The organism is Teredinibacter franksiae (assembly GCF_014218805.1).
GTDB classification, from domain to species: Bacteria; Pseudomonadota; Gammaproteobacteria; order Pseudomonadales; family Cellvibrionaceae; genus Teredinibacter; species Teredinibacter franksiae.
On record NZ_JACJUV010000001.1, the window covers coordinates 4,069,451 to 4,094,664 of the forward strand.

24 protein-coding genes are annotated in these 25,214 nt (G+C 49.6%); 14 read left to right on the forward strand and 10 right to left on the reverse strand.

Annotation, left to right across the window (positions count from 1 at the left end; translation table 11 throughout):
• The first annotated feature begins 3 nt into the window (after positions 1-3).
• The gene (locus H5336_RS17055; RefSeq protein WP_185235430.1) at positions 4-444 is read left to right on the forward strand and encodes a type II toxin-antitoxin system RatA family toxin; all 441 of its coding nucleotides are present in this window, start codon (positions 4-6) and stop codon (positions 442-444) included.
• The gene (locus tag H5336_RS17060; RefSeq protein WP_185235431.1) at positions 441-764 is read left to right on the forward strand and encodes an RnfH family protein; all 324 of its coding nucleotides are present in this window, start codon (positions 441-443) and stop codon (positions 762-764) included. Before H5336_RS17055 ends, H5336_RS17060 begins: the two co-directional genes overlap by 4 nt.
• 22 nt (positions 765-786) lie before the next feature.
• Here H5336_RS17060 and H5336_RS17065 read toward each other — a convergent pair whose 3' ends face one another.
• Positions 787-1,221: an outer membrane protein assembly factor BamE gene (locus H5336_RS17065; protein ID WP_185235432.1), complete on the reverse strand. Its 435-nt coding sequence runs from the start codon at positions 1,219-1,221 to the stop codon at positions 787-789.
• Positions 1,222-1,301: 80 nt separating this feature from the next.
• Between H5336_RS17065 and fur the strand changes: the two genes are divergently transcribed.
• Positions 1,302-1,709 (forward strand): ferric iron uptake transcriptional regulator, encoded by a 408-nt coding sequence (gene fur, locus H5336_RS17070; protein ID WP_185235433.1) that lies wholly within the window; start codon positions 1,302-1,304, stop codon positions 1,707-1,709.
• Positions 1,710-2,340: 631 nt separating this feature from the next.
• Here the strand turns inward: fur and recN are convergent.
• Positions 2,341-3,996 (reverse strand): DNA repair protein RecN, encoded by a 1,656-nt coding sequence (recN, locus tag H5336_RS17075; RefSeq protein ID WP_185235434.1) that lies wholly within the window; start codon positions 3,994-3,996, stop codon positions 2,341-2,343.
• Positions 3,997-4,170: 174 nt separating this feature from the next.
• Between recN and grpE the strand changes: the two genes are divergently transcribed.
• From grpE to dapB, 4 genes are all read left to right on the forward strand, one after another.
• On the forward strand, positions 4,171-4,773 hold the full coding sequence (gene grpE, locus H5336_RS17080) for a nucleotide exchange factor GrpE (protein WP_376766551.1): 603 nt from the start codon (positions 4,171-4,173) through the stop codon (positions 4,771-4,773).
• Positions 4,774-4,919: 146 nt separating this feature from the next.
• Complete coding sequence (dnaK, locus tag H5336_RS17085; RefSeq protein ID WP_185235436.1) at positions 4,920-6,842, forward strand: molecular chaperone DnaK; 1,923 nt, start codon at positions 4,920-4,922, stop codon at positions 6,840-6,842.
• A gap of 84 nt (positions 6,843-6,926) precedes the next feature.
• The gene (dnaJ, locus tag H5336_RS17090) at positions 6,927-8,057 is read left to right on the forward strand and encodes a molecular chaperone DnaJ (protein WP_185235437.1); all 1,131 of its coding nucleotides are present in this window, start codon (positions 6,927-6,929) and stop codon (positions 8,055-8,057) included.
• Between the two features lie 189 nt (positions 8,058-8,246).
• Positions 8,247-9,053: a 4-hydroxy-tetrahydrodipicolinate reductase gene (gene dapB / locus H5336_RS17095; protein ID WP_185235438.1), complete on the forward strand. Its 807-nt coding sequence runs from the start codon at positions 8,247-8,249 to the stop codon at positions 9,051-9,053.
• A 79-nt stretch (positions 9,054-9,132) separates the two neighbouring features.
• Here dapB and H5336_RS17100 read toward each other — a convergent pair whose 3' ends face one another.
• From H5336_RS17100 to H5336_RS17115, 4 genes are read right to left on the reverse strand one after another with little or no spacing between them, the layout of a single operon-like run.
• Positions 9,133-9,771, reverse strand: a complete 639-nt coding sequence (locus H5336_RS17100; RefSeq protein ID WP_185235439.1) for a DUF799 domain-containing protein — start codon at positions 9,769-9,771, stop codon at positions 9,133-9,135.
• Positions 9,771-10,127: a DUF4810 domain-containing protein gene (locus tag H5336_RS17105; RefSeq protein ID WP_185235440.1), complete on the reverse strand. Its 357-nt coding sequence runs from the start codon at positions 10,125-10,127 to the stop codon at positions 9,771-9,773. The genes H5336_RS17100 and H5336_RS17105 overlap by 1 nt, the downstream gene beginning before the upstream one ends.
• Positions 10,120-10,452, reverse strand: a complete 333-nt coding sequence (locus H5336_RS17110) for a hypothetical protein (RefSeq protein ID WP_185235441.1) — start codon at positions 10,450-10,452, stop codon at positions 10,120-10,122. The genes H5336_RS17105 and H5336_RS17110 overlap by 8 nt, the downstream gene beginning before the upstream one ends.
• Complete coding sequence (locus H5336_RS17115; protein WP_185235442.1) at positions 10,449-11,423, reverse strand: CsgG/HfaB family protein; 975 nt, start codon at positions 11,421-11,423, stop codon at positions 10,449-10,451. Before H5336_RS17115 ends, H5336_RS17110 begins: the two co-directional genes overlap by 4 nt.
• Positions 11,424-12,001: 578 nt before the next feature.
• Between H5336_RS17115 and carA the strand changes: the two genes are divergently transcribed.
• The 3 genes from carA to greA all read left to right on the forward strand — a co-directional run bounded on the left by carA (position 12,002) and on the right by greA (position 16,956).
• Complete coding sequence (carA, locus tag H5336_RS17120) at positions 12,002-13,171, forward strand: glutamine-hydrolyzing carbamoyl-phosphate synthase small subunit (protein ID WP_376766552.1); 1,170 nt, start codon at positions 12,002-12,004, stop codon at positions 13,169-13,171.
• Between the two features lie 62 nt (positions 13,172-13,233).
• Positions 13,234-16,458, forward strand: a complete 3,225-nt coding sequence (carB, locus tag H5336_RS17125) for a carbamoyl-phosphate synthase large subunit (protein WP_185235443.1) — start codon at positions 13,234-13,236, stop codon at positions 16,456-16,458.
• 21 nt (positions 16,459-16,479) lie between these two features.
• Complete coding sequence (gene greA / locus H5336_RS17130; protein ID WP_185235444.1) at positions 16,480-16,956, forward strand: transcription elongation factor GreA; 477 nt, start codon at positions 16,480-16,482, stop codon at positions 16,954-16,956.
• Between the two features lie 132 nt (positions 16,957-17,088).
• Here the strand turns inward: greA and H5336_RS17135 are convergent, their stop codons facing one another.
• From H5336_RS17135 to H5336_RS17150, 4 genes are read right to left on the reverse strand one after another with little or no spacing between them, the layout of a single operon-like run.
• Entirely contained in the window at positions 17,089-17,505 is a 417-nt protein-coding gene (locus tag H5336_RS17135) for a hypothetical protein (RefSeq protein WP_185235445.1), read from the reverse strand.
• Positions 17,502-18,194, reverse strand: coding sequence for a response regulator (locus H5336_RS17140; protein WP_185235446.1), 693 nt, complete (start codon positions 18,192-18,194; stop codon positions 17,502-17,504). Before H5336_RS17140 ends, H5336_RS17135 begins: the two co-directional genes overlap by 4 nt.
• Before the next feature lie 10 nt (positions 18,195-18,204).
• Complete coding sequence (locus H5336_RS17145) at positions 18,205-19,632, reverse strand: ATP-binding protein (protein ID WP_246439122.1); 1,428 nt, start codon at positions 19,630-19,632, stop codon at positions 18,205-18,207.
• A gap of 60 nt (positions 19,633-19,692) precedes the next feature.
• On the reverse strand, positions 19,693-19,992 hold the full coding sequence (locus tag H5336_RS17150) for a YhbY family RNA-binding protein (RefSeq protein WP_185235447.1): 300 nt from the start codon (positions 19,990-19,992) through the stop codon (positions 19,693-19,695).
• Positions 19,993-20,195: 203 nt separating this feature from the next.
• Here H5336_RS17150 and rlmE point away from each other — a divergent pair, with 203 nt between their 5' ends.
• From rlmE to glmM, 4 genes are all read left to right on the forward strand, one after another.
• Positions 20,196-20,816, forward strand: coding sequence for a 23S rRNA (uridine(2552)-2'-O)-methyltransferase RlmE (gene rlmE / locus H5336_RS17155; RefSeq protein WP_185235448.1), 621 nt, complete (start codon positions 20,196-20,198; stop codon positions 20,814-20,816).
• 102 nt (positions 20,817-20,918) lie between these two features.
• The gene (gene ftsH / locus H5336_RS17160; RefSeq protein WP_446697312.1) at positions 20,919-22,835 is read left to right on the forward strand and encodes an ATP-dependent zinc metalloprotease FtsH; all 1,917 of its coding nucleotides are present in this window, start codon (positions 20,919-20,921) and stop codon (positions 22,833-22,835) included.
• Between the two features lie 119 nt (positions 22,836-22,954).
• Entirely contained in the window at positions 22,955-23,836 is an 882-nt protein-coding gene (folP, locus tag H5336_RS17165) for a dihydropteroate synthase (protein WP_185235813.1), read from the forward strand.
• Entirely contained in the window at positions 23,826-25,169 is a 1,344-nt protein-coding gene (gene glmM / locus H5336_RS17170) for a phosphoglucosamine mutase (RefSeq protein WP_185235449.1), read from the forward strand. The genes folP and glmM overlap by 11 nt, the downstream gene beginning before the upstream one ends.
• Positions 25,170-25,214: the final 45 nt, after the last annotated feature.

A 25,214-nucleotide genomic window follows, 5' to 3' on the forward strand; every position in this document is an offset into this window, starting at 1 on the left:
TAAATGGCTAATCGTATAGAGCGTTCCGCACTGGTGATGTTTAGCGCGGAACAGATGTTTGACCTTGTTAGCGATTTTGAAAGCTACCCTCAGTTTTTAAATGGCTGCGTGGGTGCCGAGCTGTTGGCCAAAGAAGATACTTGGCTGGAAGCTAGGCTACATCTTCAAAAAGCGGGTATTCGCCAATCGTTTGTTACCCACAATACTTGGGATAAACCGCAGCGTATGCACTTGCGACTGGTGGAAGGGCCGTTTAAATCTATGGAAGGCGAGTGGCATTTTCAGCCGTTGTCGGCGGGTGCCTGCAAGGTGAGCTTCTGGATTGAGTTTGAGTTTTCCAATAAACTCGTCGCCCTCGCGGTGGGCAAGCTTTTTGAGCATGTCGCCTCTGATCAGGTCAACGCCCTCTGTAGCCGGGCCAAGCAGGTTTACTCTTCAACATGAGCGATATTGAACCCATTCAGGTCGAAGTGGCCTATGCACTTCCAGACAAGCAAAAAATAGTGGAATTGTTGGTTGAACCTGGCACTACAGCTTATATTGCGGTGCAAAAGTCAAAAATTGCCGATTACTTTCCAGGGCTGGACATTGAGGGTGCAAAGATGGGCTTGTTTGGCCAAACTCTGGGTACGAAAGGCTCAAAGCCTGCTAAAGAGCATATACTTCAAGCTGGAGACCGAGTGGAAATATACCGCCCGCTTATCGCCGACCCTAAAGAAGTTCGGCGAAAACGTGCGGAAAAAGCCAAACTGGTAGCAGAATAGCTTTGTTTCGGTAGCTGAGTATCTAGGTTGCCGGTGTAACTTCTTTGGTTTCTTTAGCACCTTCGGTGTCTAAATCTTTAGGTGTTTCGTCTTCGGCTTTGTCGGGGTCGTCATTTTTAGCGTCTTTAGGGTCGAAGTCGCCGTCCCAGCGGGCGAGAGTATTGTTCTCGAAATAGACTTTGAAGTGGTATTCCTTGAACTGTTCTTCACCGCGCTTGAGGGTGAAGTAGTAGTCCCAGCGGTCTGGATGAAAGGTGTCTGAAATCAGCGGGTTGCCCATTACATAGCGCACTTGCTCCGGTGTCATGCCTACTTCAAGCTGGTCGATCATATCTTTTTCAATGAAATTCCCCTGCTGTACGTAGATACGATACACCCAGGGGAATTGCAGGCGGGAACAACCGGTAGCGGCGAGTAGTGCTACAGTAATGAGAATGGTTTTTATAACTAAATGCATACCGGGGGTTTCCGAAATTCGTTAGGCCGGGGATAATACCTGATCTATTAATAATATGAGAAGTCCATAGGAGCATCTAAATGGCAGTTGAAAATCAGGAATTACGCAAAGCTGGCCTTAAGGTAACGCTGCCAAGGGTTAAGATCCTGCAAATCCTGGAAAATTCCACAGAACGCCATTTAAGCGCGGAAGACGTTTACAAGTTGCTCTTGGAGGCAGGTGAAGACGTTGGCTTGGCCACAGTTTACAGGGTATTGACCCAGTTTGAGAGTGCGAGTTTAGTCGAGCGTCATAATTTTGATGGTGGGCATTCCGTATTCGAATTAGACCGTGGAGACCATCACGACCATATGGTTTGCGTGTCAAGTGGTAAGGTTATTGAGTTTCATAACGAAAAAATTGAGCAATTACAGCGTGATATTGCGGCAGACCATGGTTACGAGATTACTGGCCACAGCCTAGTGCTGTATGTAAAGCCGCTTAAATAGTAACAATGATAACCATTGGCATTCTCGCCAATGGTTAGCGGAGCGCTGCCCTCGGGCGCTTCGTTTTTATTGCGCCGCTAGCCAGTTGACTTGCGGGCATAGCCGGAAGGCGCCCTTCTGGCCTTGTGCACATGGCTCTGTTGGTTTCTTGCGTTGAATCTCTTTGAATTCTTTTTCTCGGGTATGTGCCGTTGAATACGTGCGAGCGTATTTAGCTTCCCAAGCCTTAAGTTTCCCTTTGTGCCCGACCGCCATGTTTGCGTACCAGCGCCCGGAAAAATGTTAAAACTCTCACGCAATTCCGTCTCAGCCAGCCTAGGGTGGGCTTCGCTGCTCTAGCGGGGTCGCGGGAATAAAATAGGGAGTGAAGTCGTTGGAAAATATACCGAAATTATTCGGATAGCCGTGGGCCTAAAAGGGGGGAGTGCAGAGTAGGCGCTACCAGGGTATCGGTTATATGCATGCAACCCTATACATATAACCTTCTGCATATCACCTTCCGTAAAGCCAACCTGGCGTCCCTAGAAGGTCGCAGGGTCGATTTAGATGGTTGCCTAACACCCTGCATCAGCTTACGTCAGTTGCCCGCCGTGAGGCATATAAAGCGCAGCGCTCGACCTAGACGGCGGTATTACGCCGTCATCATCTCTTTCGCATGCGCTAGTGAGTTTTTCGATTCCACGTTGCCGCCCATCATTCTGGCGATTTCGGCGATACGCTCCTGTTGAGTAAGCGTTTTTAGGGCAGAGAGCGCGCCTGTTTTTTTGTTACCCGTTTTGCTTACCAGTAGGTGTTGGTGGCCTTTGCTCGCCACTTGGGCTAAGTGGGTTACGCAAAGCACTTGTGCATTTTCACCAAGTTCACGCAGGAGTTTGCCTACTTCATCACCTGTGGTGCCACCAATGCCTACGTCAACTTCGTCGAACACCAGTGTGGGGGTGGTAGAGGTTTGTGCTGTAACCACCTGAATGGCGAGGCTAATACGTGATAGCTCTCCACCAGAGGCAACCTTTGCGAGGGGTTTGGCTGGCTGGCCGTGATTGGTGCTAATCAAAAATTCTACAATTTCGTTGCCGTTCGCGGCGGGTTTGGCTTCGGCGTTGAGCGCAATACTAAAATTGGATTGGCCCATAGCGAGTTGAGTTAGTTTTTCGTTTACGGCTTTTGCCAGCCTAGCGCTGGCAAATTGGCGCTGATCGCTCAATTCCGATGCCAGTTGCTGGTATAGGTAGAGCGCGTCTTCGCTTTGTTGCTCCAGTTTTTCAATTTGTTCATCGCCGCTTTGCATGCTGCGTAATTCGGCTACGAGTTTTTGGTGCGTTTCCACTAGGTCTTCGGGGGCCATTCTGTGCTTTCGCGCGATTTCGTATATGGCATTTAGCCGCTGTTCCACTTCGACAAGGCGGTTTTCGTCCTGATCTTGGCCGTCGAGGTAGCGTTCCAGTTCGGCTTGCGCTTCCTGAACATGGATGAAAGCGTTGTTGAGCATAGATTCTGCCTCAACAAGTGCCTCTGGTTTTGTTTGAAGTGATGAGAGCAGGTGCAGTGCTTGGTTTAGTCGGTCTTGCAGGCCTTCGTCGTCGCCGCACAGGCTTACCACATGGCCGCAGTGTGTATTAATGGTTTCGGCGTTGGCGAGTGTTTTTTGTTGCAGTTCCAGTTGGTCCAATTCTCCGGGCTCAAGCCCCAGTTGTTCTAGCTCTTCTACCTGATAGCTGAGCAATTGAAAGCGGGCGTTAAGGTCATCGTTTTGGTTGCGAATAGTTTCTAGCTGGTAGTGGATACAGTGCCATTTGTTGTAGGCATCTTTTACTTGTTTTGCTAGGGGCTTTAGCCCACCAAAAGCATCAAGTAGGCGCTGGTGGCTGCGGGTATTCAGCAGCGTTTGATGTTCGTGCTGGCTGTGAATGTTTATCAGCATTTCGCCTAGGGTACGGATTTGGTTGAGGGTGGCTGTTTGTCCGTTGATGTAGGCGCGAGACCGACCTTCTGCAGTGACAACCCTACGCAATATGCAGTCGTCTCCGTCGGCTAGCTCGTGTTCGGCTAGCCACTTTTTGGCGTAACTCAAGTGGCTGATGTCGAAGCTGGCATGAATATCGGCTTTATCGCAGCCGTTGCGAATTTTGTCGGCATCGGTGCGGTCTCCCAGTGCAAGGCCTAGGGCGTCGAGGGTAATCGATTTACCCGCGCCCGTTTCCCCGGTAATGGTGGTTAACCCTTTATCCAGCTCCAGATCCAGTTCGTCTACCAGTGTGAAATCGGTGATATGCAGATGTGTTAGCACGCCTAGCTCCTCGATTGCCTGTGATTATGTTAGTGGGGTGGCTATTTATACAGTATTTATTGGTGGCTATTTATACAGTATTTGCCTCACTTTATGCAATAGTTTTTTGTGCGGGGCTTCACAGGCTTGAATGTGTAACCAAAGGCCCCATATTGCCCTCAGTAAAAAACTGAGCTGGAGATGCGCGTGAGTAACCACGATCAACCTGAAAACGACATCAATGAAGAAAAAGTTGAAGAGCAAGTGGCAGCAGAGCAGGTAGCCATTGAAGAGGAGCCGCAATCAGAGGCAGCCGCTGGGGTTGTCGCTGAATTAGAGGCTGAAATCGAAAAGCTGCAATCGGAGCTTAACGAAGCCAAGGAGCAGGCCATGCGCGCAGCTGCTGAAGCACAGAATGTGCGTCGCAGGGCGGAGCAAGATGTTGAAAAAGCGCACAAATTTGGAGTGGAAAAATTTGTGAGTGACATGCTGCCGGTGGCCGATAATTTGGTGCGAGCAGTAGAAGCATCCGCAGCAGAGGCTGCCGATTTGGCTTCGGTAACTGAGGGTGTAGAGCTGACCTTGAAATCGCTAATGGATGCACTACAGCGCCACAAGGTGGAGCAGGTAAACCCTGAAGGGGAGCCCTTTAATCCCGAGTTGCACCAAGCCATGACGGCGGTGCCGCAACCGGATGTAGAACCCAACACCGTTATTAACGTTTACCAGTGTGGTTATACCCTGAATGGGCGCCTAGTTCGACCGGCTATGGTAGTGGTGTCTAAGGCTCCGGAATAGCCGTTGAGTAAAAAACAATCGGTTTAGCCACTTGAATAACGGGCGACTGAACCAATATTGAAGAGCAAGACGCTGACATTGTTAGCGAGAGAATTTAGCAGGCAAGCCAAAGCGGGCCTGAATATATTGAAGACTGGAGATGATCAATGGGCAAAATTATTGGTATTGACCTAGGTACTACCAACTCGTGTGTTGCGGTGTTGGAAGGTAATAAACCGAAGGTAATTGAGAACGCTGAGGGCGATCGTACTACACCATCCATCGTGGCCTACACCGACGATGACGAAATTCTTGTTGGTCAGAGTGCTAAGCGTCAGGCGGTGACTAATCCGCAGAATACGCTTTTTGCGGTTAAGCGACTGATTGGCCGTAAGTTTCAGGACGACGTTGTTCAGAAAGATATCAAAATGGTGCCATACACCATTGCCGCTGCCGACAATGGCGATGCTTGGGTAGAAGTGAAGGGCGACAAAAAGGCGCCACCTCAGATTTCCGCTGAAGTATTGAAAAAAATGAAGAAGACCGCCGAGGATTACCTGGGCGAATCAGTTACCGAGGCGGTTATTACCGTACCGGCGTACTTTAACGACTCTCAGCGCCAGGCCACCAAAGACGCAGGTAAAATTGCGGGCCTAGAAGTTAAGCGTATTATTAACGAGCCAACGGCCGCGGCACTGGCTTACGGTATGGATAAAACCCCTGGCGACCGCACAATTGCGGTATACGACTTGGGTGGTGGTACTTTCGATATTTCCATTATTGAAATTGCCGATGTAGACGGCGAGCACCAGTTTGAAGTGTTGTCTACTAACGGAGACACCTTTCTTGGGGGTGAAGATTTCGATTTGCGTTTGATCGAGCACCTAGCGTCAGAGTTCAAAGCTACTAATGGCATTGACCTGCACAGCGATCCTTTGGCTTTACAGCGTTTAAAAGAAGCGGCAGAAAAGGCCAAGATTGAGCTATCTTCCAGCCAGCAAACGGAAGTTAACCTGCCTTATATAACGGCAGATGCTACTGGCCCTAAGCACTTGGTTGTTAAGTTGTCTCGTGCCAAATTAGAATCCTTGGTTGAAGAGCTGGTTAATCGTTCACTTGAGCCATTAAAAATCGCCATTAAAGATGCTGATCTTTCGGTTAGTGAAATCGACGATGTGATTTTGGTTGGTGGTCAAACACGTATGCCTATGGTTCAGCAAAAAGTCGCTGAGTTCTTTGGCAAAGAGCCTCGTAAAGATGTAAACCCCGATGAAGCCGTCGCTATGGGTGCCGCTATTCAGGGCGCCGTTCTTTCTGGCGATGTAAAAGACGTGTTACTTCTCGATGTATCGCCATTAACGCTTGGTATTGAAACCATGGGTGGTGTTGCTACGCCGCTGATCGAGAAAAACACCACTATCCCGACGAAAAAGTCACAGGTGTTCTCTACCGCCGAAGACAATCAAACGGCTGTAACCATTCACGTGGTTCAGGGTGAGCGAAAGCAGGCTACCGGCAATAAGTCCTTAGGACGTTTCGACCTCGCCGACATTCCTCCCGCTCCTCGTGGAATGCCTCAGGTTGAAGTAACTTTCGATATTGATGCAAACGGTATTCTGAATGTGTCGGCCAAAGACAAGGCGACCGGTAAAGAGCAGTCCATTGTTATTAAGGCGTCTTCTGGTTTGAGTGATGACGAAATTGATAACATGGTGAAGGATGCAGAGGCTAACGCCGAAGCAGATCGCAAGTTTGAAGAAGTTGTGACTGCACGCAACACCTTGGAGGGGCTTGCTCATGCAACGAAGAAGACTCTTGAAGAAGCGGGTGATAAGGCGACGGCTGACGAAAAGTCTGCCATCGAAGCCGCTATTAAGGAAGCCGAAGAGGCTGCAAAAGGTGAAGACAAAGAAGCAATGGAAGCTGCTACCAAAAAGCTAAGCGATGCTTCCGGTAGCCTTGCGCAAAAACTCTATGCTGAGCAAGCTGCTGAACAGCCGGGCGCAGCCGATGAGGGTGCGGAACAACCCGCTGAAGAAGGCGTTGTAGACGCCGAGTTCGAAGAAGTGAAAGACGAAAACAGTAAGTAAGCAGTGCTGTAAGTTTTTGCTCTTTACCAAGCGCGGGATTTCTTCTCGCGCTTGTTGTGTTTTCTAACTGCCGAAAATTTATTTATGTCCAAGCGTGATTATTACGAAGTACTCGGGGTTTCCAAAGACTGCTCTGCACAGGAATTGAAAAAAGCCTACCGTAAAGTGGCAATGAAGCATCACCCCGACCGAAACGAAGGTGATAAAGCCTCTGAAGAGAAGTTTAAAGAAGCCAGCGAAGCCTACGAGATTCTTTCGGACGACCAGAAGCGTGGCGCCTATGATCAATATGGGCACGCGGGTGTTGAAGGCCAAGCCGGAATGGGTGGCGGAGAAGGCTTTGGCGGTTTCTCCGATATTTTCGGTGATGTATTTGGCGATATTTTTGGCGGTAGTGGTGGTGGTCGCGGCGGGCGTGGTGGTCCATCTCGTGGTGCGGACCTTCGGTACACGTTGGATTTAACTTTAGAAGACGCTGTGCGCGGCGCTACAGTAAAAATTAAAGTGCCCACTTTGGTTGGTTGTAGTACCTGTGGCGGAAACGGTGCAAAGCCTGGTACTAGCCCTACCACGTGTAATACCTGTGGTGGTCATGGTCAGGTGCGTATGCAGCAGGGTTTTTTCTCTGTACAGCAAACTTGCCCAACATGCCGTGGTAAAGGCCAGTCTATTTCAGACCCTTGTAATGGTTGTCATGGGCGCGGTCGAGTTGAAGAAACCAAAACACTTTCTGTAAAAGTCCCTCCGGGCGTTGATACCGGTGACCGTATTCGCCTTGCCGGTGAAGGTGAAGCCGGTGCTGATGGTGGGCCGTCAGGCGACCTGTATGTGCAGGTGTCGGTTAAAGATCACGAGTTTTTCCAGCGCGACGGCAAAAACCTGTACTGCGAAGTACCTATTAGTATTTTTGATGCTTGCCTCGGTGGTGAAATTGAAGTGCCCACCCTCGATGGTCGAGTAAAGTTGAAAGTGCCCGGCGAGACTCAGACCGGCAAGTTGTTTCGTTTGCGAAATAAAGGTGTAACGCCGGTTCGAGGAGGGTCTGCAGGGGATTTGTTGTGCAGGGTTATCCTAGAAACGCCGGTTAACCTGACGGCTAGACAAAAAGACCTGCTTGAAGAATTGCGAGCGTCTTTCCAAGGAAAAAAACACTCTCCTAAGCAACACAGCTGGTTTGATGGAATGAAAAGTTTCTTTGGTGATATGAAAATGTAAGCCCAAAGCCTTCGGCTTTGGGCGAGCGGGTGCTTCGCACCTGCTAGACCGGGGCTTTGCCCCGCTGGAATTTGGAGCGGGTTTCGCCCTTCTGGGTAAAAAAGCCAGTTGCGAAGCGCTCCATATCTATTTCTAACTTAGCGCGGGTTAAACCCCCGTTTAAGAGAACCGAATCAAGAAGAAAACACTATGACCATAAAAATAGCCGTTACCGGCGCCGCTGGGCGTATGGGCAAAACGCTGATCGAAGCTGTGGCTTTGGCCGAGGGCGCCGAACTCGCTGCGGCGATTGAGCGCCCAGACAGTTCGCTGATTGGTGCCGACGCTGGAGAGCTTGCAGGGGTTGGTAAAATAGGCATTGCAGTGGTGGGTGATATTGAGCAGGTTGTCGGGCAGTTCGATGTGCTAATCGATTTCACCGCTCCTGTGGCTACGGTAGTGAATGCACAGGTGTGTGGTGCTGCAGGCAAGGGAATGGTTGTGGGTACTACGGGCTTTTCCGATGAACAGAAAGGGGTCTTTGATGAGGCTATAAAGGATTCTCCCATATGCTTGGCGTCCAACTTCAGTACGGGTGTAAACCTGTGTTTTAAATTATTGGACATGGCGGCGAAGGTTATGGGTGATGATGCGGACATTGAAGTGTACGAAGCGCATCACCGTCATAAAGTTGATGCACCTTCTGGTACCGCGTTGAGTATGGGCGAAGTGGTTGCTAATGCCCTTGGTCGAGATTTAAAAAAGGTTGCTGTTTATGGTCGTGAAGGCCAAACCGGTGCACGTGAGCGTGACACTATTGGTTTCGCTACCGTGCGCGGCGGCGATGTGGTTGGCGATCATACGGTTTCGTTTTTGGCCGATGGTGAGCGCGTAGAAATTACGCATAAAGCTTCCAGCCGAATGTCTTTTGCTCGCGGTGCTGTTCGAGCGGCTATCTGGCTGGCAACTCAGCCAAGCGGTCGCTACGATATGCAGGATGTTTTGGGCTTGAACTAGTGTTCACTTTTGCTGAACCATAAAAAAAGGGATTCTTTCGAATCCCTTTTTTTATGGTTGTAGGAATGGTTGATGGTATTTATTTGGGCGTAGCGTAAGGCCCGGGCGGGATGGCTGTTGTCCCTGTGGAGAAAACCTGTTGGTTTGCCTGATGCGCTAACGGTAAATAGTTGGGTAGGGCACGCTCAAAGGCGGCGGAACCTGCGGCAATTATTAAATCAGCGAAGATATTGCCGGAGCTATCGTTTTGCGGTGTATGGGTGAGCTGTTTATTTGCGGCCCAAAGTTCTTCGCCATCTTTACTGACAATTTTGTAGCTAAAGTTAACTACGGTAGTGGTTGAGATTAAAACGTATTGCGATGCCCACTGGTTAATCGTGACATATAAAATACAGTCGGCGCCGAACATTTTGGCTAGCTCTTGCGGTGGTAGTGCATGAACTTCTGCCGGTTCGTACAGGCCTTCGTGGTCCAGTATCATTTTTACGGTATTAACGGGAAAAACGTAATAGCCTTTTTCGGCGAGTATTGAGGGGAGGGTGGTGAGCATGGAGGTAGGGGCGTATACATCAACGGAATTGTTGACCACCGGCACAATGAGTATCGATCTCGGTTTGGCTTCACTGAGTTTGCTGTTACTGAATTGTTGTTGGTTTGCGCACGAACAACAAAGTATCGCCAGTAGGCTAATCCATGCAAGTTTGAATTGGGTCGGCATTAGTTTTTAGCCTCCAAATCTTGATCGATGTGGGTAATAAGCGCATCCATTAACGAAGAGCTTTCTGGCCAGGCATCACGTTCTAATTTAAAAAACGTCAGGGCTCGGGCTCTGTCTCCTCGCTCAAGCATAAAAGAACCCGCTTCGGCATAAAGTCCGGGCGCTAGCTTTTTCCCAGACTTGTCAGCCCTCTCTAGGGCGTCGATATAGCTATTGACCACTTTAGTTTTTTTAGCGGGTTTGTGGTAGTAATCGTATAGCTTTTCTTCGTAGTCTAGCCAGTAGTACTGGCTAGACGTAGTGCAGCCGGTGAGGTACACCGCGGTAAAAACTGCAATCCAAAACTTTTTATTCATTGGCAGGAATCTTCAAAACCCTTGTTTCGTGGTCACCGAGTACAACATCAAAGGTTGCGATTAATGTTTGGCCGAGCTTGATCTCTACCTTGTGCTTTCCGGCTATTACCCTTAAAGCGGACTTGTTTTTTTCGCTGAACGGGTATTTGGTCAGGGCTCCATAGTTAATGCCATCTACGTATACTTGATATTGATTTGCGTTTTCAATTTGGCTAGATTCGAATGCGATGCGTGGCCTGTCGTCAACAACAGTAGTACTGTGGGTGGGTGTATCGACGCATCCTGACAAAAAAAACAGGGTTAAAACAAAAATATAAATTTTCATTGTTGCTGCTCCCTAGCTTCTAGATTACTTAACTCAGCACCGTCGATACTGCCTTCAGTTATTAAGCCAAAGGAGCCTTCCTCGAATTCTGTATCGCCAAAGCTACCGTTAATGGTGAGTACGGCGATTTTTTTGCCAGGCAAGCGAATGTTACCGCCGGTTGTCGTTGATTTAACAAGCTTACCTTTGGTGAAAATATCAAATGACATACCAGGCCGAATACCTTGATGTTTGCCGCCGCTAATAAAAACCTGTTCGTTTTCGACTGCGATAACGTCAGCGCTCCAGAGCTTTGAAAGTACAATTTTACTGAGTTTCTCTACCGCGGCATTAACAGCGGCACCAATCGCCCGGTCATTAAGGCTTCCATCGTAGCTAGCAACAGACCCAAAGCCCATGGTGCTAGCGGACTCGGTAGCGGAGGATCCGGTTCCTGTTACCGTCGCAAACACTTGTGCCGTTCTAGTGTCTACTAGGCGAAGGTTTACGGTTGCGGTAGCTTCTTGCTTTTTAGAGGAAGAGAGAAAGCCAGATTCGCCCGTGGTGGCGCGGCCAAATTGTGTTAATGAGCCCATAACCAGGGTATCGACACCAATAAGGTTGGTGGTGGCGCCGGTTAATTTTGCCTCATTTTCGATAAGGTCTAAGCCGGGGCGTTCAAAAATCAGGTAGTGGCCGCTGTTGTTCAGTGATTGTACGAACATGTCGGAGACTTTTTTGCCGAGTTCGTCGCCGCTGTTGTAGCCAATTAAGCTCTTTCCGTAGGTGGTTTCGTTGGTGAGCTTGCCTACAGCAATTTTGCGCTTGAGTGCCAGCGATTGGTCTTTCTCGCTCTCAATAAGTGCGGTTTGCGCCTGTCGTTGGGCTTCTTCCGATATTGCCGGCTCCACATCTTGAACGTTGGTGGGGTGGGTTGCGCAGCCTCCGAGCAAAAGGCTTAGCGCCCCTGCCGTTAGAAAGGTCAGTTTCATGCTAAAAGATCCTTTTTGGGTCGTCCTTGAAGCGGGGTATAAACGGGTTTTGGCATAAGCCCGTTCTCTGAGTTTGGTGTTTGATGACATCATCATACTTTTGTTCCCGTTAGGGTGCTGTTACAAGCTTCTCGTGCGCGATGAACCAAGGCCGAATATTGGTGTTAGGTGTGAATACCGGCCAAGCGAGCGGTTTGCTTTAGAGGTTAGCCGCTATATTTCTTTCGCCCAAGGGGTAGCGAGTGTGGAATGATTGTCGCTGACGTTCTAACGGAGGGCAAGTCGCATCTTTCCCATGGACACTGACACCCATTATCCAGTAGAATCCGGCCTCATATTGAGCGGTGACCGCTCGCCTCGATTAGCCGCTCGTTTTGGCTGATCTGAGATCCAGAATAACTAAAAGCGAGGTTGGCTGGCACATGCCTCAACCTCGCTTTTTTGCACAAGCCGTTCGAAAACTTCTGCTATGGTTTAGCAACATATTCCAGTGTCTCGCTTGAATATGCTCTTTCGTGCGGCCTTTTGTCGGCCTAAAGCCGACGTGACTATTGGTGGAGGATATTCTTTTGGCATCGGTGCAATCGACTGAAGCTCTCGATCTTGGGCAATTGATTGGCGTTGGCCGCCGGCCAGCTATTTTGGTGCTGGAAGATGGCAGCGTTTTTAAGGGGGTATCGATAGGTGCTGAAGGTAAATCTGTTGGTGAGGTGGTGTTTAATACCTCGATGACAGGCTATCAGGAAATTCTCACAGACCCTTCCTACGCAAAGCAAATTATTACGCTTACCTACCCGCACATTGGTAACACCGGTACGAACCAGGAAGATGAAGAGGCCTCTCAAATTTGGGCTACTGGCCTAGTCATACGCGACCTGCCTTTTGTTGCCAGTAATTTTCGTTGCGAGAGTACTCTTGACGAATACTTGAAGGCCAAGAACATTCTCGGCATAGCTAATATTGATACCCGTCGACTGACCCGAATCTTACGTGACAAGGGCGCTCAGAATGGCTGCATTATGGCCGGTGATATTGACGAGGCTGAAGCGTTGCTTGCCGCGAAAGATTTCGCCGGTTTGCAGGGCATGGATTTGGCCAAAGAGGTCACAACGGCAGAAACCTTTAAATGGGATGAAGGCTCTTGGACGCTGGGCGAAGGGCACTCTAAGCCCGACAATAAGCGCTTCAAGGTTGTGGCCTACGATTTTGGCGCCAAGCGTAATATCCTGCGGATGTTGGTTGATCGCGGTTGTGACCTGACCGTAGTGCCGGCAACAACACCTGCCACTGACGTGTTGGCGATGAACCCCGATGGTGTTTTTCTCTCTAATGGCCCTGGCGACCCCGAGCCATGTGACTATGCTATTGAGGCCATTAAAACTATTCTGGATAAAAACCTGCCCCTGTTTGGTATATGTCTAGGGCATCAGTTATTGGCGCTGGCCAGTGGCGCTAAAACAGCAAAAATGAAGTTTGGCCATCATGGTGCGAACCACCCTGTTCAAAACCTGAAAACCGGGCGAGTACTGATTACCAGCCAGAACCACGGCTTTGCTGCCGACGAAGGGTCGTTACCTGAATGTCTTGAAGCAACGCATAAGTCGCTGTTTGACGGTTCCCTTCAGGGTATTCGTCGTACCGATAAGCCCGCCTTTAGTTTTCAGGGTCACCCGGAAGCCAGCCCAGGACCACACGATGCGGCCGACTTGTTTGATCACTTTATTGAGTTGATGGAGGAGCGCCGTTAAAGCCTTGGCTTGACGGAGATCCATACACATCCTCCCCTTAACGACTTGCGAAGCGAAACATCATGCCAAAACGTACAGACTTAGAAAGCATCCTTATTATTGGCGCTGGACCAATTGTTATCGGTCAAGCCTGCGAATTTGACTACTCGGGCGCACAGGCCTGCAAGGCTCTGCGTGAGGAGGGTTACCGGGTGATACTGGTGAACTCCAACCCCGCCACCATTATGACCGACCCCTCCATGGCCGATGCGACATATATTGAGCCTATTACCTGGCAGACGGTGGCCAACATTATAGAGAAAGAACGCCCCGACGCGATATTGCCCACCATGGGTGGCCAAACTGCGCTGAATTGTGCGTTGGAATTACACAAGGAAGGTGTGCTCGACAAATACGGCGTAGAGTTGATTGGCGCAAATCAAGACGCTATCGATAAAGCCGAAGATCGCAACCGTTTCGACAAAGCCATGAAAAAAATTGGCCTCGAATGCGCTCGCGCGAAAATTGTACATACCATGGAAGAAGCCAACACGGTGCCAAAGATGTTTGGTTTTCCGGTGATTATTCGGCCTTCATTTACGATGGGTGGCTCCGGCGGTGGTATTGCCTACAACTGGGAAGAATTTGAAGAGATTTGTACGCGCGGGCTCGATCTTTCACCTACAAATGAGCTGCTGATCGACGAATCGCTGCTGGGTTGGAAAGAGTATGAAATGGAAGTTGTGCGCGATAAAAACGACAACTGCATCATCATATGTTCTATCGAAAACTTCGACCCTATGGGTGTGCATACCGGTGATTCCATTACCGTTGCGCCTGCGCAAACCCTAACCGACAAGGAATACCAGATTATGCGTAACGCCTCTATTGCGGTGTTGCGTGAAATTGGTGTTGAAACCGGTGGTTCGAATGTACAGTTTGCGGTGAACCCGGAAGACGGTCGTTTGGTTGTTATTGAAATGAACCCTCGGGTTTCTCGCTCTTCGGCTCTGGCTTCTAAAGCAACGGGTTTCCCTATTGCTAAAGTGGCTGCGAAGCTTGCTGTCGGTTATACGCTGGACGAATTGCAAAACGACATTACTGGCGGTGCCACGCCAGCGTCTTTTGAGCCTTCCATAGATTATGTGGTTACCAAGGTGCCGCGCTTTACCTTCGAAAAATTTGGCGATGCCGACGCGCGCCTTACCACGCAGATGAAGTCGGTAGGCGAAGTTATGGCCATTGGCCGTACTTTTCAGGAGTCGATACAAAAAGCGTTGCGTGGCTTAGAGGTGGGTTCCTCTGGCTTTGAGCCAAAGGTGGACCTTAATGCCGATGACGCGCTGGCGACAATTCGCCGGGATCTAGCCACTCCAGGTGCCGAGCGTATCTGGTATGTGGGCGATGCCTTCCGCGCTGGAATGAGTATTGACGAGGTATACGAGCAGTCCAGTATCGACCGTTGGTTCCTCGCGCAAATAAAAGACATTATTGATACCGAATTGGCGCTCGCTTCTATTCCGCTTTCGGAAATTGATGCCAGTATTATGATGGCGTTAAAGCGCAAAGGTTTTTCAGACCAGCGCTTGGGTGCGTTGCTGGCGGTTACAGAAAAAACGGTACGCGATCATCGGCATAAGCAAGGCGTGCATCCGGTATATAAGCGTGTTGATACCTGTGCGGCGGAATTTTCTACCTCTACAGCTTATATGTACTCCACCTACGAAGAGCAGTGTGAAGCTGAACCGAGCGACCGTGAAAAAATAATGGTGCTGGGTGGCGGACCCAACCGAATTGGTCAGGGAATTGAATTTGACTATTGTTGTGTACATGCTGCTCTTGCTGCGCGCGACGATGGCTATGAAACCATTATGGTGAACTGTAACCCAGAAACCGTCTCTACCGATTACGACACCTCCGATCGGCTCTATTTCGAGCCTGTAACCTTGGAAGATGTGCTCGAAATTGTGCATAAAGAAAAACCCAAAGGTGTGATTGTGCAGTTTGGCGGGCAAACACCGCTAAAAATAGCCAATGCCCTTGCCGCAGAGGGTGTACCCATTATTGGTACCAGCCCAGAAGCGATTGACCGAGCGGAAGATCGCGAGCGTTTTCAGCAGATGATCCACCGCTTGGGCTTGTTACAGCCGGATAACGCGATTGTGCGCTCTACTGAAGAAGCGCTGGCGGCAGCCGGTCAGGTTGGTTACCCCTTGGTTGTTCGCCCCTCCTATGTACTGGGCGGCCGTGCAATGGAAATTGTGTACACCAAAAATGAGCTGGCCCTCTACATGAAGGAGGCGGTTCAAGCTTCTGATGATGCGCCAGTGCTTTTGGACCACTTCCTCAATAATGCTATCGAAGTGGATATTGACGCGGTGTCGGACGGTGAAACCGTTGTGATTGGCGCCATCATGCAACACATAGAGCAGTGCGGTGTTCACTCGGGTGACTCGGCCTGCTCTCTGCCGCCGTATTCGCTTGCGGACGACGTTCAGGATGAAATGCGCGAGCAGGTACGAAAAATGGCTCGTGAGTTAGGTGTTATTGGGCTAATGAATGTTCAGTTGGCGTACCAAGACGGCAAAATTTACGTTATTGAAGTGAACCCACGTGGTTCGCGTACGGTACCTTTTGTATCTAAGTGTATCGGCACCTCGTTGGCAAAAATTGCGGCTTTATGTCAAACCGGTAAATCGTTGAAAGAACAGGGATTTACCGAGGAAGTGATACCCGATTACTACAGTGTGAAGGAAGCCGTGTTTCCGTTTAATAAATTTCCAGCTGTTGACCCCATTCTGGGTCCGGAAATGAAATCTACTGGTGAAGTGATGGGCGTTGGCGACACTTTCGCCGAAGCCTTTGCTAAAGCACAGGAGGGCAGTGGTGCGGCATTGCCAACGTCGGGCACTGTGTTTATCAGTGTGCGTGATGTCGACAAACCTGGCTCGGTAATTATCGCTAAAGAGCTTGTCGATATGGGCTTTGTCATTGTTGCCACCCAGGGTACAGCTAAAACGTTGGAAGCGGCTGGGCTGAAAGTTAAGCGTGTGAACAAAGTTAACGAAGGGCGCCCGCATATTGTAGACATGATCAAAAACCGCGAAATTCAATTGATTGTAAATACCACAGAAGGTAAAAAGGCGACTAAGGATTCCGCTTCTATTCGTCGAAGCGCGGAAAGTAATCACGTTTATTACACAACCACACTGGCGGCAGGGAATGCGCTCTGCATGGCTATTCGTTTTGGTCAGCAGCCGCAGGTGCGTCGATTGCAAGATTTGCACGAACGTATTCGTAGCCGATAAAAAATAAGGTAAGTTATTTCAATGCAAAAATACCCTATGACAGTTGCAGGCGAGAAGGCTCTGCGAGATGAACTGGATCAGCTGAAAAAAATTGATCGCCCGCGCATTACAGCCTCAATAGCGGAAGCGCGTGAACACGGTGACCTAAAAGAAAACGCTGAATACCATGCCGCACGTGAACAGCAGGGCTTTTGTGAAGCTCGCGTTCAAGATATTGAAGGTAAGCTTTCCAATTCGCAAGTTATCGACATTTCGACTATTGCGCCTAGCGATAAGGTGATATTCGGTACCACGGTTAAACTGATTAATGTTGAAACGGACGATGAGATCAGTTACCAAATCGTTGGTGAAGACGAGGCGAGTATTAAGGCTAACAAAATATCGGTTACCTCACCCATTGCCCGAGCGTTGGTGGGTAAGCAAGTTGGTGATGTGGCTGTGGTGAAAGCTCCCGGTGGTGAAATTGAGTTTGAGATCGATGGTGTACAGTACATCTAGATAATGCGTTTACATTAAAAAGCGGGCTATAAGCCCGCTTTTTAATGTTTGGAGTTTGAGTTACCACCTAAGTTTGAGTTACCACCTAAGTTTGAGTTACCACCTAAGTTTGAGTTACCACCTAAGTTTGAGTTACCACCTAAGTAAGGTGTCTGGGAATTTTTTGCGGTCTTCGGTGGTGGCGGTGTCGTGGCATTCGCCGCGAATGTAGGGCGCATTGCCGTAAAGATTTTTATCGAGTAACCAAAATCCATTGCCGCAGTACCCTACCGAGGCAATTTCAATTTCGGCTTGAGTAACTAGAAGCTTTTCGTTTTTTCTTGCCTGTTTGTCGGCGTTAACCGGGGGTTGCTGTCGGGCTCGCCTAGAGCGCTGTAGGGGCACCTCTACCACCTGAGTAGCGTTAGGTACCAGCCGCAATTGGAAATGCTTTAGCCCGGTGTTAGTGATACGTGTTTTGAATTCGGGAGAAAGCTGGTCTGGGATTTTATGTGTATTACTGCAGCTCGTAAGCAGGGCAAGTGTCAGGCCAAAGGTAATAAATTTCATATGTCTGTTGTCGGTTCGTATTTGTAGCCTGCGCCATACACAGAATGTATCAGTTCCAGTTCTGGCTCTAATTCCTGCAGTTTTTTGCGCAGCTTTTTTATGTGGCTGTCAACGGTGCGGTTGCTGACGATGCGGTAGTCACTGTAGATGTTTTCCATTATGAACTGTCGGGAAAATATTTTCCCCGGTTCTGAATGCAGCAGTTTTAGCAGGCTGAACTCAATGGTTGTTAAATCCGCAACACTGCCCTTGATGGTAACGCGCTGGCTGTCTTCATGCAATTCCATGCCGTGGGCTGGAGCGTCTAGGCTGCTAGTGCCTGTGCGGCGCAGTACCGCTTTAACCCGGGCCACCACCTCCTTGGGGCTGAAAGGTTTGCAGATGTAGTCATCGGCGCCAACGTCTAGGCCAAGTAGGCGATCAACTTCCTCTACTCTGGCGGTTACCATAATGATAGGTGTCTGGGGTAGGCTGTTGCTTGTGCGTATATCGCGGCAAATCTCCACACCGTCTTTTCCGGGTAGCATGAGGTCGAGCAATATTAGATCGGCCTGGTACTCGTCGAGCCACGGTTTTACTTCATCTCCTCTGTGAAGTTGGTGGCAGTTATAGCCTTCGGCGCAAAGGTATTCTTCTACTAGTTGAGCTAAGTCTGGTTCGTCTTCCACTATAAGAATAGTTTCTGCCATGAATATGTCCTCAGTGAAGTGGGAGCGTCACAATTATGGTTAACCCGCCGAGATTGGACTGGTGCGCGAGAATGGTGCCCTGGTGAGCCTCAACAATATTTTTACAGATACTAAGCCCGAGGCCAGCACCTCCCAACTCCCGGTTACGCGATTTGTCGAGGCGGAAGAGTCGTTCAAAAATTTTATTTAGTTGCGATTGAGGCACCGAGGGCGCGCTATCTTCAAGCACTATTTTTACGGTGCTGCTTTCTACGCTTGCTGAAAGTCGAATTTTCCCTGGGGCATCGGTGTAGCGCGCACTGTTTTCCAGCAGGTTGTTTATGAGTTGCTGTAGGCGCTTACTGTCGGCGAGCACGCGTAATTTCTCTGGTAGCTGGTTTATTACCGTTAATTGAAGTCCGTCGGTACTCAGTTTTTGCTCGAAATCCAGTGCAATGTTGTCGATAAATTGGCGTATGTCGAGCTGTTCTTTGTTGTAACTAAGGGCGCCGAGATCCGTTAGCGAAAGCTCGTAGAGGTCATTGATGATTGAGCTGAGTGCATTAATTTTACTGTTGAGTAAATTCAGGTTGTCTTCCGATGTTGGGCGTATGCCATCAAGCATGGCTTCTATTTGCGCCTTGATAACCGCAAGTGGCGTGCGCATTTCATGGGAAATGTCAGCAACCCACTGCTTTCGTGCCGATTCATTGGCCTCAAGAGTGCGTGCCAGCTCATTAAAATTTTGGCACAGTTGGCCTAGCTCATCTGGGCTTTGATGCTGTAGTCGAATACTGTAGTCGCCCGAGGTTATTTTGCGGGCCCCGCGAGACAGTGCCCCCAAAGGTTTGATTAGCCAGCGCGAAACAATCAGTGAAACGAAAAAGGACGCAAGGAATATGGCCATACTGAGCAGAGCAAAAGCCTTTAGCTGCTGACTAACAAAAAGTCGGTCGACTGAACGCATAAAGTCTGTGGGTTTAATGTAGCCGATATAGCCAATAATGTTTGATTCAAAATAGAGTGCTCGCCATGAATACTCGGCGTTTGCGAATTGATCGCCGACGATAAGTGTTTTGCTCTCGTCGGTTAAAATAAGCCGATCAATAAAAGCGCGTTCTTGTGCTTTTACGCTGGGGTGAATAGGCGGTTCGTTGCGGCTGACGGCTTTGCGCTGCTGCTGTTCTATAAATTCCCGGAATGTTTGGTATTTAAGCCGACGCCAGAGGCGTTTGTCGTTTTCGAGTGGGGCCAGTGACAGTTCTCGTGCGTAGATTTGGGAGATGGCAGATTCGAGGTATTGCAGCCGATCAATGGCTTGCCCGGTTGCGTAATTGAGAAAACCCTGGCGCACGCTGGCGTGGGTAAACAGCAGCATTGCAGTAATGCTGAGCAGCAGTGTAACCAGGAAGGTTAGCCAAAGTTTAAATTTAATACTTTTAATCATGGGGGATGGCATATTACCAAGCCCCTGTGGTGAGAAAAGCCCGCTGGAGGCGCTTCCTAATTTTTTTCACGATTACCGAATGTTTGATTTTTTCGGATCAGGTTTTTGAACTTCACGGAAGATCAGTGCCACCTTGCCAATTTCTTGAATGAGTTGCGCGCGGCAGTTATTGCAGAGTTCTGAGATCAGTGCCTTGCGAGCGTCTCTGTCGGTGACCGCGACTTTTATCTTAATGAGTTCGTGGTCGTCCAGTGCGCGATTGAGTTCGGCGATTACATTTTCGGTAAGGCCTTTTCCTGCGACCGTAACGACTGGGTTCAGACCATGGCCTATGGTGCGATACTGCTTGATTTTGTTCGTGGAGAGGCTCATGTATTCATTCTCTGTGGTACTTAAATTGGGCCAGTATTGTACAGGATTCACAGGCTTTTAAGCCCTATATTCCAGTCGCTGAGCCGATTTCGCGCATTTTTGGCCAAATTTGTACTTCGCTATTCGACTGTAGAACTCTAAACTCATAGAATGCCAGCCCGAATCGTACCGGGCACACCCGTAATCGCCAATCGGCTAAAGATATGTCTAGATCCAAAACCAGCCGCGGCTGGCTGGAAGAACACTTTAATGACCAGTATGTAAAGGCTGCCCAAAGGGATGGTTATCGCTCGCGCGCCAGTTATAAGCTGGTCGAGCTGAACGAAAAAGATAGGTTAATCCGCCCGGCGATGACGGTTGTTGATCTGGGAGCTGCGCCAGGTGGTTGGTCTCAGGTGGCGGTTGCGGCAGTCGGCGACAAAGGTACGGTATTGGCGTCCGATATTTTACCTATGGACTCCATAGCGGGTGTTACCTTTGTGCAGGGTGATTTCACCGAAGAAAGCGTGTTAACTGAGTTGTTGAGCGCTATAGGTGGGGCTAAGGCAGATCTTGTAATTTCAGATATGGCCCCAAACATGAGTGGTATAGCCGCTGTCGATCAGCCTCAGTCAATGTATTTGGTTGAGTTAGCGCTCGATATGGCAACACAGACTCTTCGACCCGGTGGCGCTTTTGTTTGTAAAGTGTTTCAGGGGGAGGGGTTTGATGAGTTTCTTCAAAACTGTCGAGACTGTTTTCAGAAAGTTGTTACACGCAAACCCGGTGCATCGCGGCCCCGTTCACGTGAAGTTTATGTGGTGGCGAAAGGCTTTAAGGGCTAATGGAATGAGGACTATACTGCGAGGTAACTCGTAGCCTCTGGCAGCATACGTATTTGTTTTTGTTGTGATGCAGCAAAAACGTCATAATCAGGAGAAGCAGCCTTGAATGATATGGCTAAAAATTTAGTGCTGTGGCTGGTGATTGCCGCAGTATTGTTTACCGTTTTTCAAAATTTTAATCAGTCCAGCCCGCAGGACGAAATGACCTATTCCGAGTTTATGGTAGAGGTGCAGGACGACCGCGTGCGTGAAGTTATTATTCAGGGTCAAATCATTACTGGCATACGCTTGGATAACACCCAGTTTATGGTTGTGATGCCAGAGGTTATCGACCTGAAATTAATGGATACCCTGCTCGATCATCGAGTAGAGGTTAAAGGTGCAATGCCGGAGAAATCCAGCCTTTGGGAGCAATTGTTGGTAGCCAGCTTCCCTATATTGTTATTTATTGCGGTTTTTGTGTTTTTTATGCGGCAGATGCAGGGCGGCGGCGGTGGCCGTGGCGGTCCGATGAGCTTTGCAAAAAGCAAGGCTCGGCTGTTGGGCGAAGACCAAGTCAAAACCACTTTTGCGGATGTGGCTGGCGTAGATGAGGCTAAAGAAGATGTGCAAGAACTGGTTGAGTTCCTGCGCGATCCGTCCCGTTTCCAGCGTCTTGGTGGGCGTATCCCTCGTGGCGTGCTTATGGCGGGCCCTCCCGGTACCGGTAAAACGCTGTTGGCTAAAGCCATTGCCGGTGAGGCCAAAGTACCTTTCTTCTCTATTTCGGGCTCCGACTTTGTTGAAATGTTTGTTGGTGTAGGTGCTTCTCGCGTACGTGATATGTTTGAGCAAGCCAAGAAGCAGGCGCCGTGTATTATCTTTATCGATGAAATCGACGCCGTCGGTCGTCACCGCGGCGGCGGTCATGGTGGCGGTCACGATGAGCGAGAGCAAACACTGAACCAGCTGTTGGTAGAAATGGACGGTTTTGAGGGCAACGAAGGCGTAATTGTTATTGCTGCCACCAACCGTCCTGACGTACTAGACCGTGCATTACTTCGCCCTGGTCGATTTGATCGACAGGTATTTGTAGGGTTGCCCGATATTCGTGGTCGTGAGCAAATTCTTAAGGTGCACATGCGTAAGGTGCCAATGGATGATCAAGTGCAGGCATCTATTATTGCCCGCGGAACGCCTGGTTTTTCTGGCGCAGACTTGGCCAACGTTGTTAACGAAGCGGCTCTTTTTGCAGCGCGGGCTAATAAACGACTGGTTACGATGGAGGATTTTGAAAAGGCGCGCGATAAAATCATTATGGGTGCCGAGCGCAAAACCATGGTAATGAGTGAAAAAGAAAAAGAGAATACGGCTTACCACGAGGCCGGGCATGCGATTGTTGGGCGACTGGTACCCGAGCATGACCCCGTGCATAAAGTCAGCATTATCCCTCGAGGTAGAGCTTTGGGGGTTACGGTGTATCTCCCAGAGGAAGACAAATACAGTCAAAGTAAAAGAGGCTTGGAGTCTCGCTTGTGTTCTCTGTTTGGTGGTCGAATTGCAGAAGAAATGACGCTTGGGTTAGACGGTGTAACCACCGGAGCATCGAACGATATTGAGCGTGCAACAGAGCTTGCCCGCAACATGGTGACAAAGTGGGGGCTGTCTGAAAAGCTTGGGCCTCTCCACTATGGTGAGGACGAAGGTGCATACCCTGGCACAGGCACGCCTTCATATTCCGGTGCTACGTCAAAAGTTATTGATGAGGAGGTTCGCCGTATTATCAATAGCTGTTATGAGCGGGCGACAACAGTCCTGTCTGAAAACAAAGATATTCTTGAGGCCATGAAAGATGCGTTGATGGAATACGAAACCATCGACGCCGATCAGGTTGACGATCTAATGGCTAGAAAGAAAGTAAGGCCACCTAAAGATTGGAATAACTCAGATCTGGGTGGTGATGGTGGTGGCTCTACCGGTGAAACCTCCGAGCCTAAAGAAGACGGCCCTACTGTAGGTGGGCCAGCTAACCAGCATTAAGTGGTATTAAGCCCGGTCGACTGACCGGGCTTTTTTACATGCCAACGAAAATTTTAAGTTCAGCGAAGCTTTCATCATCCGATAAACCTTTCAACACTCTCAGCTCAATACCTCTCAGCATGAAAATAACCTGCGGATCGCGAACCGTTGACTTATCCGGCCCCAAAATTATGGGGGTGCTGAATGTAACGCCGGATTCCTTTTTTGATGGTGGTAAACACTACCAGTCCTCCGCCCAGCAAAGCCTAACGTTAGATAGCGCTATACGCTCAGCCGAGCAGATGGTTGCCCAGGGTGCGGCCTTTGTGGATGTAGGAGGGGAGTCTACTCGCCCTGGGGCATCGCCCGTTTCAGTTCAGCAGGAATGCGACCGTGTTTTACCTGTCGTGGAGGCTTTGGCTGCGCGAGTTGATGCTGTTATCTCGGTTGATACTTCCACGCCTTTGGTGATGGTGGAATCGAGCAAGTTGGGTGCTGGGCTGATTAATGATGTTCGGGCGTTAGAGCGAGAGGGCGCGTTAAGCGCGGCAATTTCAACAGAATTGCCGATTTGTTTGATGCATATGCAGGGCAGCCCGCGGTCAATGCAGGACAATCCCGCCTACGACCAAGTGGTCGATGATGTAAAAGTGTACCTGTCTCAGCGAATAGCTTGTGTACAGAAAGCCGCTGCGGGGTTGGGCAAGCCGGCACCTCAGATTATATTGGACCCCGGGTTTGGTTTTGGCAAAACGGATGAGCATAACCTCGCGCTACTTAGGGGCTTGCCATTACTTCTGAAACCGGGTGTACCCTTGCTTGTAGGTTTGTCGCGAAAATCGATGATAGGGCGTCTGTTGGGGCGGAATGTGGAGAATCGTTTGCCGGGAAGTCTGGCGCTGGCAATGTTGGCAGTGCAAAATGGCGCCCGGATTGTGCGTGTGCATGATGTAGCAGAAACGCTGGACGTTATAAAAATTCTCGAACTTACACTTATTGGAGAGCAGGTGAATGGCGCGTAAATATTTCGGTACGGATGGGATTCGGGGGAAGGTTGGTGAGGGTGCAATTACCCCGCAGTTTTTCCTTCAGTTGGGTTGGGCTGTTGGTAAAGTGTTGGCCGAGCAGAAAAATCGTACCGGTAATGGAACTGTGTTAATTGGTAAAGATACCCGTATTTCTGGGTACATGTTTGAATCCGCCTTGGAGGCAGGGCTTATTGCTGCAGGCGTGGATGTGGGGCTGTTGGGGCCAATGCCGACACCCGCGATCGCATACTTAACACGTACATTTCACGCTAGCGCCGGCATCGTCATTAGCGCTTCTCATAATCCCTATGGCGATAACGGTATCAAGCTGTTTAACACCTTGGGTACCAAGTTGGCAGACGATGTGGAGCTTGCTATTGAAGCCCAAATTGACAAGCCGATGACAACGGCCAGCAAGCTGGGTAAGGCGCGCAGAATTGGTGATGCAGAGGGCCGTTACATTGAGTTTTGTAAGGGCACGCTTCCCTGGGGTTTCAGTCTCGCCGGTTTAACCATCGTTGTGGACTGCGCTAATGGCGCGACCTATAACATTGCGCCGCTGGTGCTCTCCGAGTTGGGTGCGACGGTAATTTCTATATGTGATCAGCCTGACGGCCTTAATATCAACTTGAATTGCGGCTCAACAAAGATGAATCAGCTGCAGAAGCAGGTGCTGGAGTCTCATGCTGATTTGGGCATTGCATTCGACGGCGATGGTGACCGGGTAATGTTTGTAGATGACCGAGGCGAAGTTATTGATGGCGATCAGCTGCTCTACATCATAGCGGCGTACCGCAAGTTGCGCGGCGAAGGTTGCAATGGCGTTGTTGGTACTCTTATGAGTAACTTTGGTTTCGAGAAGGGTTTAGAGGCGTTGGATATTCCGTTTGAGCGCGCGAAAGTGGGCGATCGTTATGTTATTGGGGCGATGAAAAAGAACGGTTGGTTGTTAGGGGGGGAGTCCTCTGGGCATATTGTATGTGCGGATGCGACTACAACCGGAGACGGCATTATTGCGGCTCTACAGGTACTTAAGGCGTTAATGGCCGAGCAGCAGAGTTTGTACGACTTAAAGCAGCGTATGCAAAATATGCCGCAGGTAATGGTTAATGTGCCGGTTAAGAATCGCATCGATCTTGATGCCGACAGTGCGGTTCAGGCGGCCATCGCCGGCGCAGAAAAGCGAATGGAGGGCAATGGTCGAGTATTACTCCGCGCTTCAGGAACTGAGCCTGTTATTCGCGTAATGGTAGAAGGGCAGCAGCACAGTATGGTGTCTGAGTTAGCTCACGAGCTCGCAGAAATCGTGGGAAAAGCGGTAGCATGACCGCTGTATGTAGAAAACCTTAATTCTGGCGTTGTATCCGGCGGC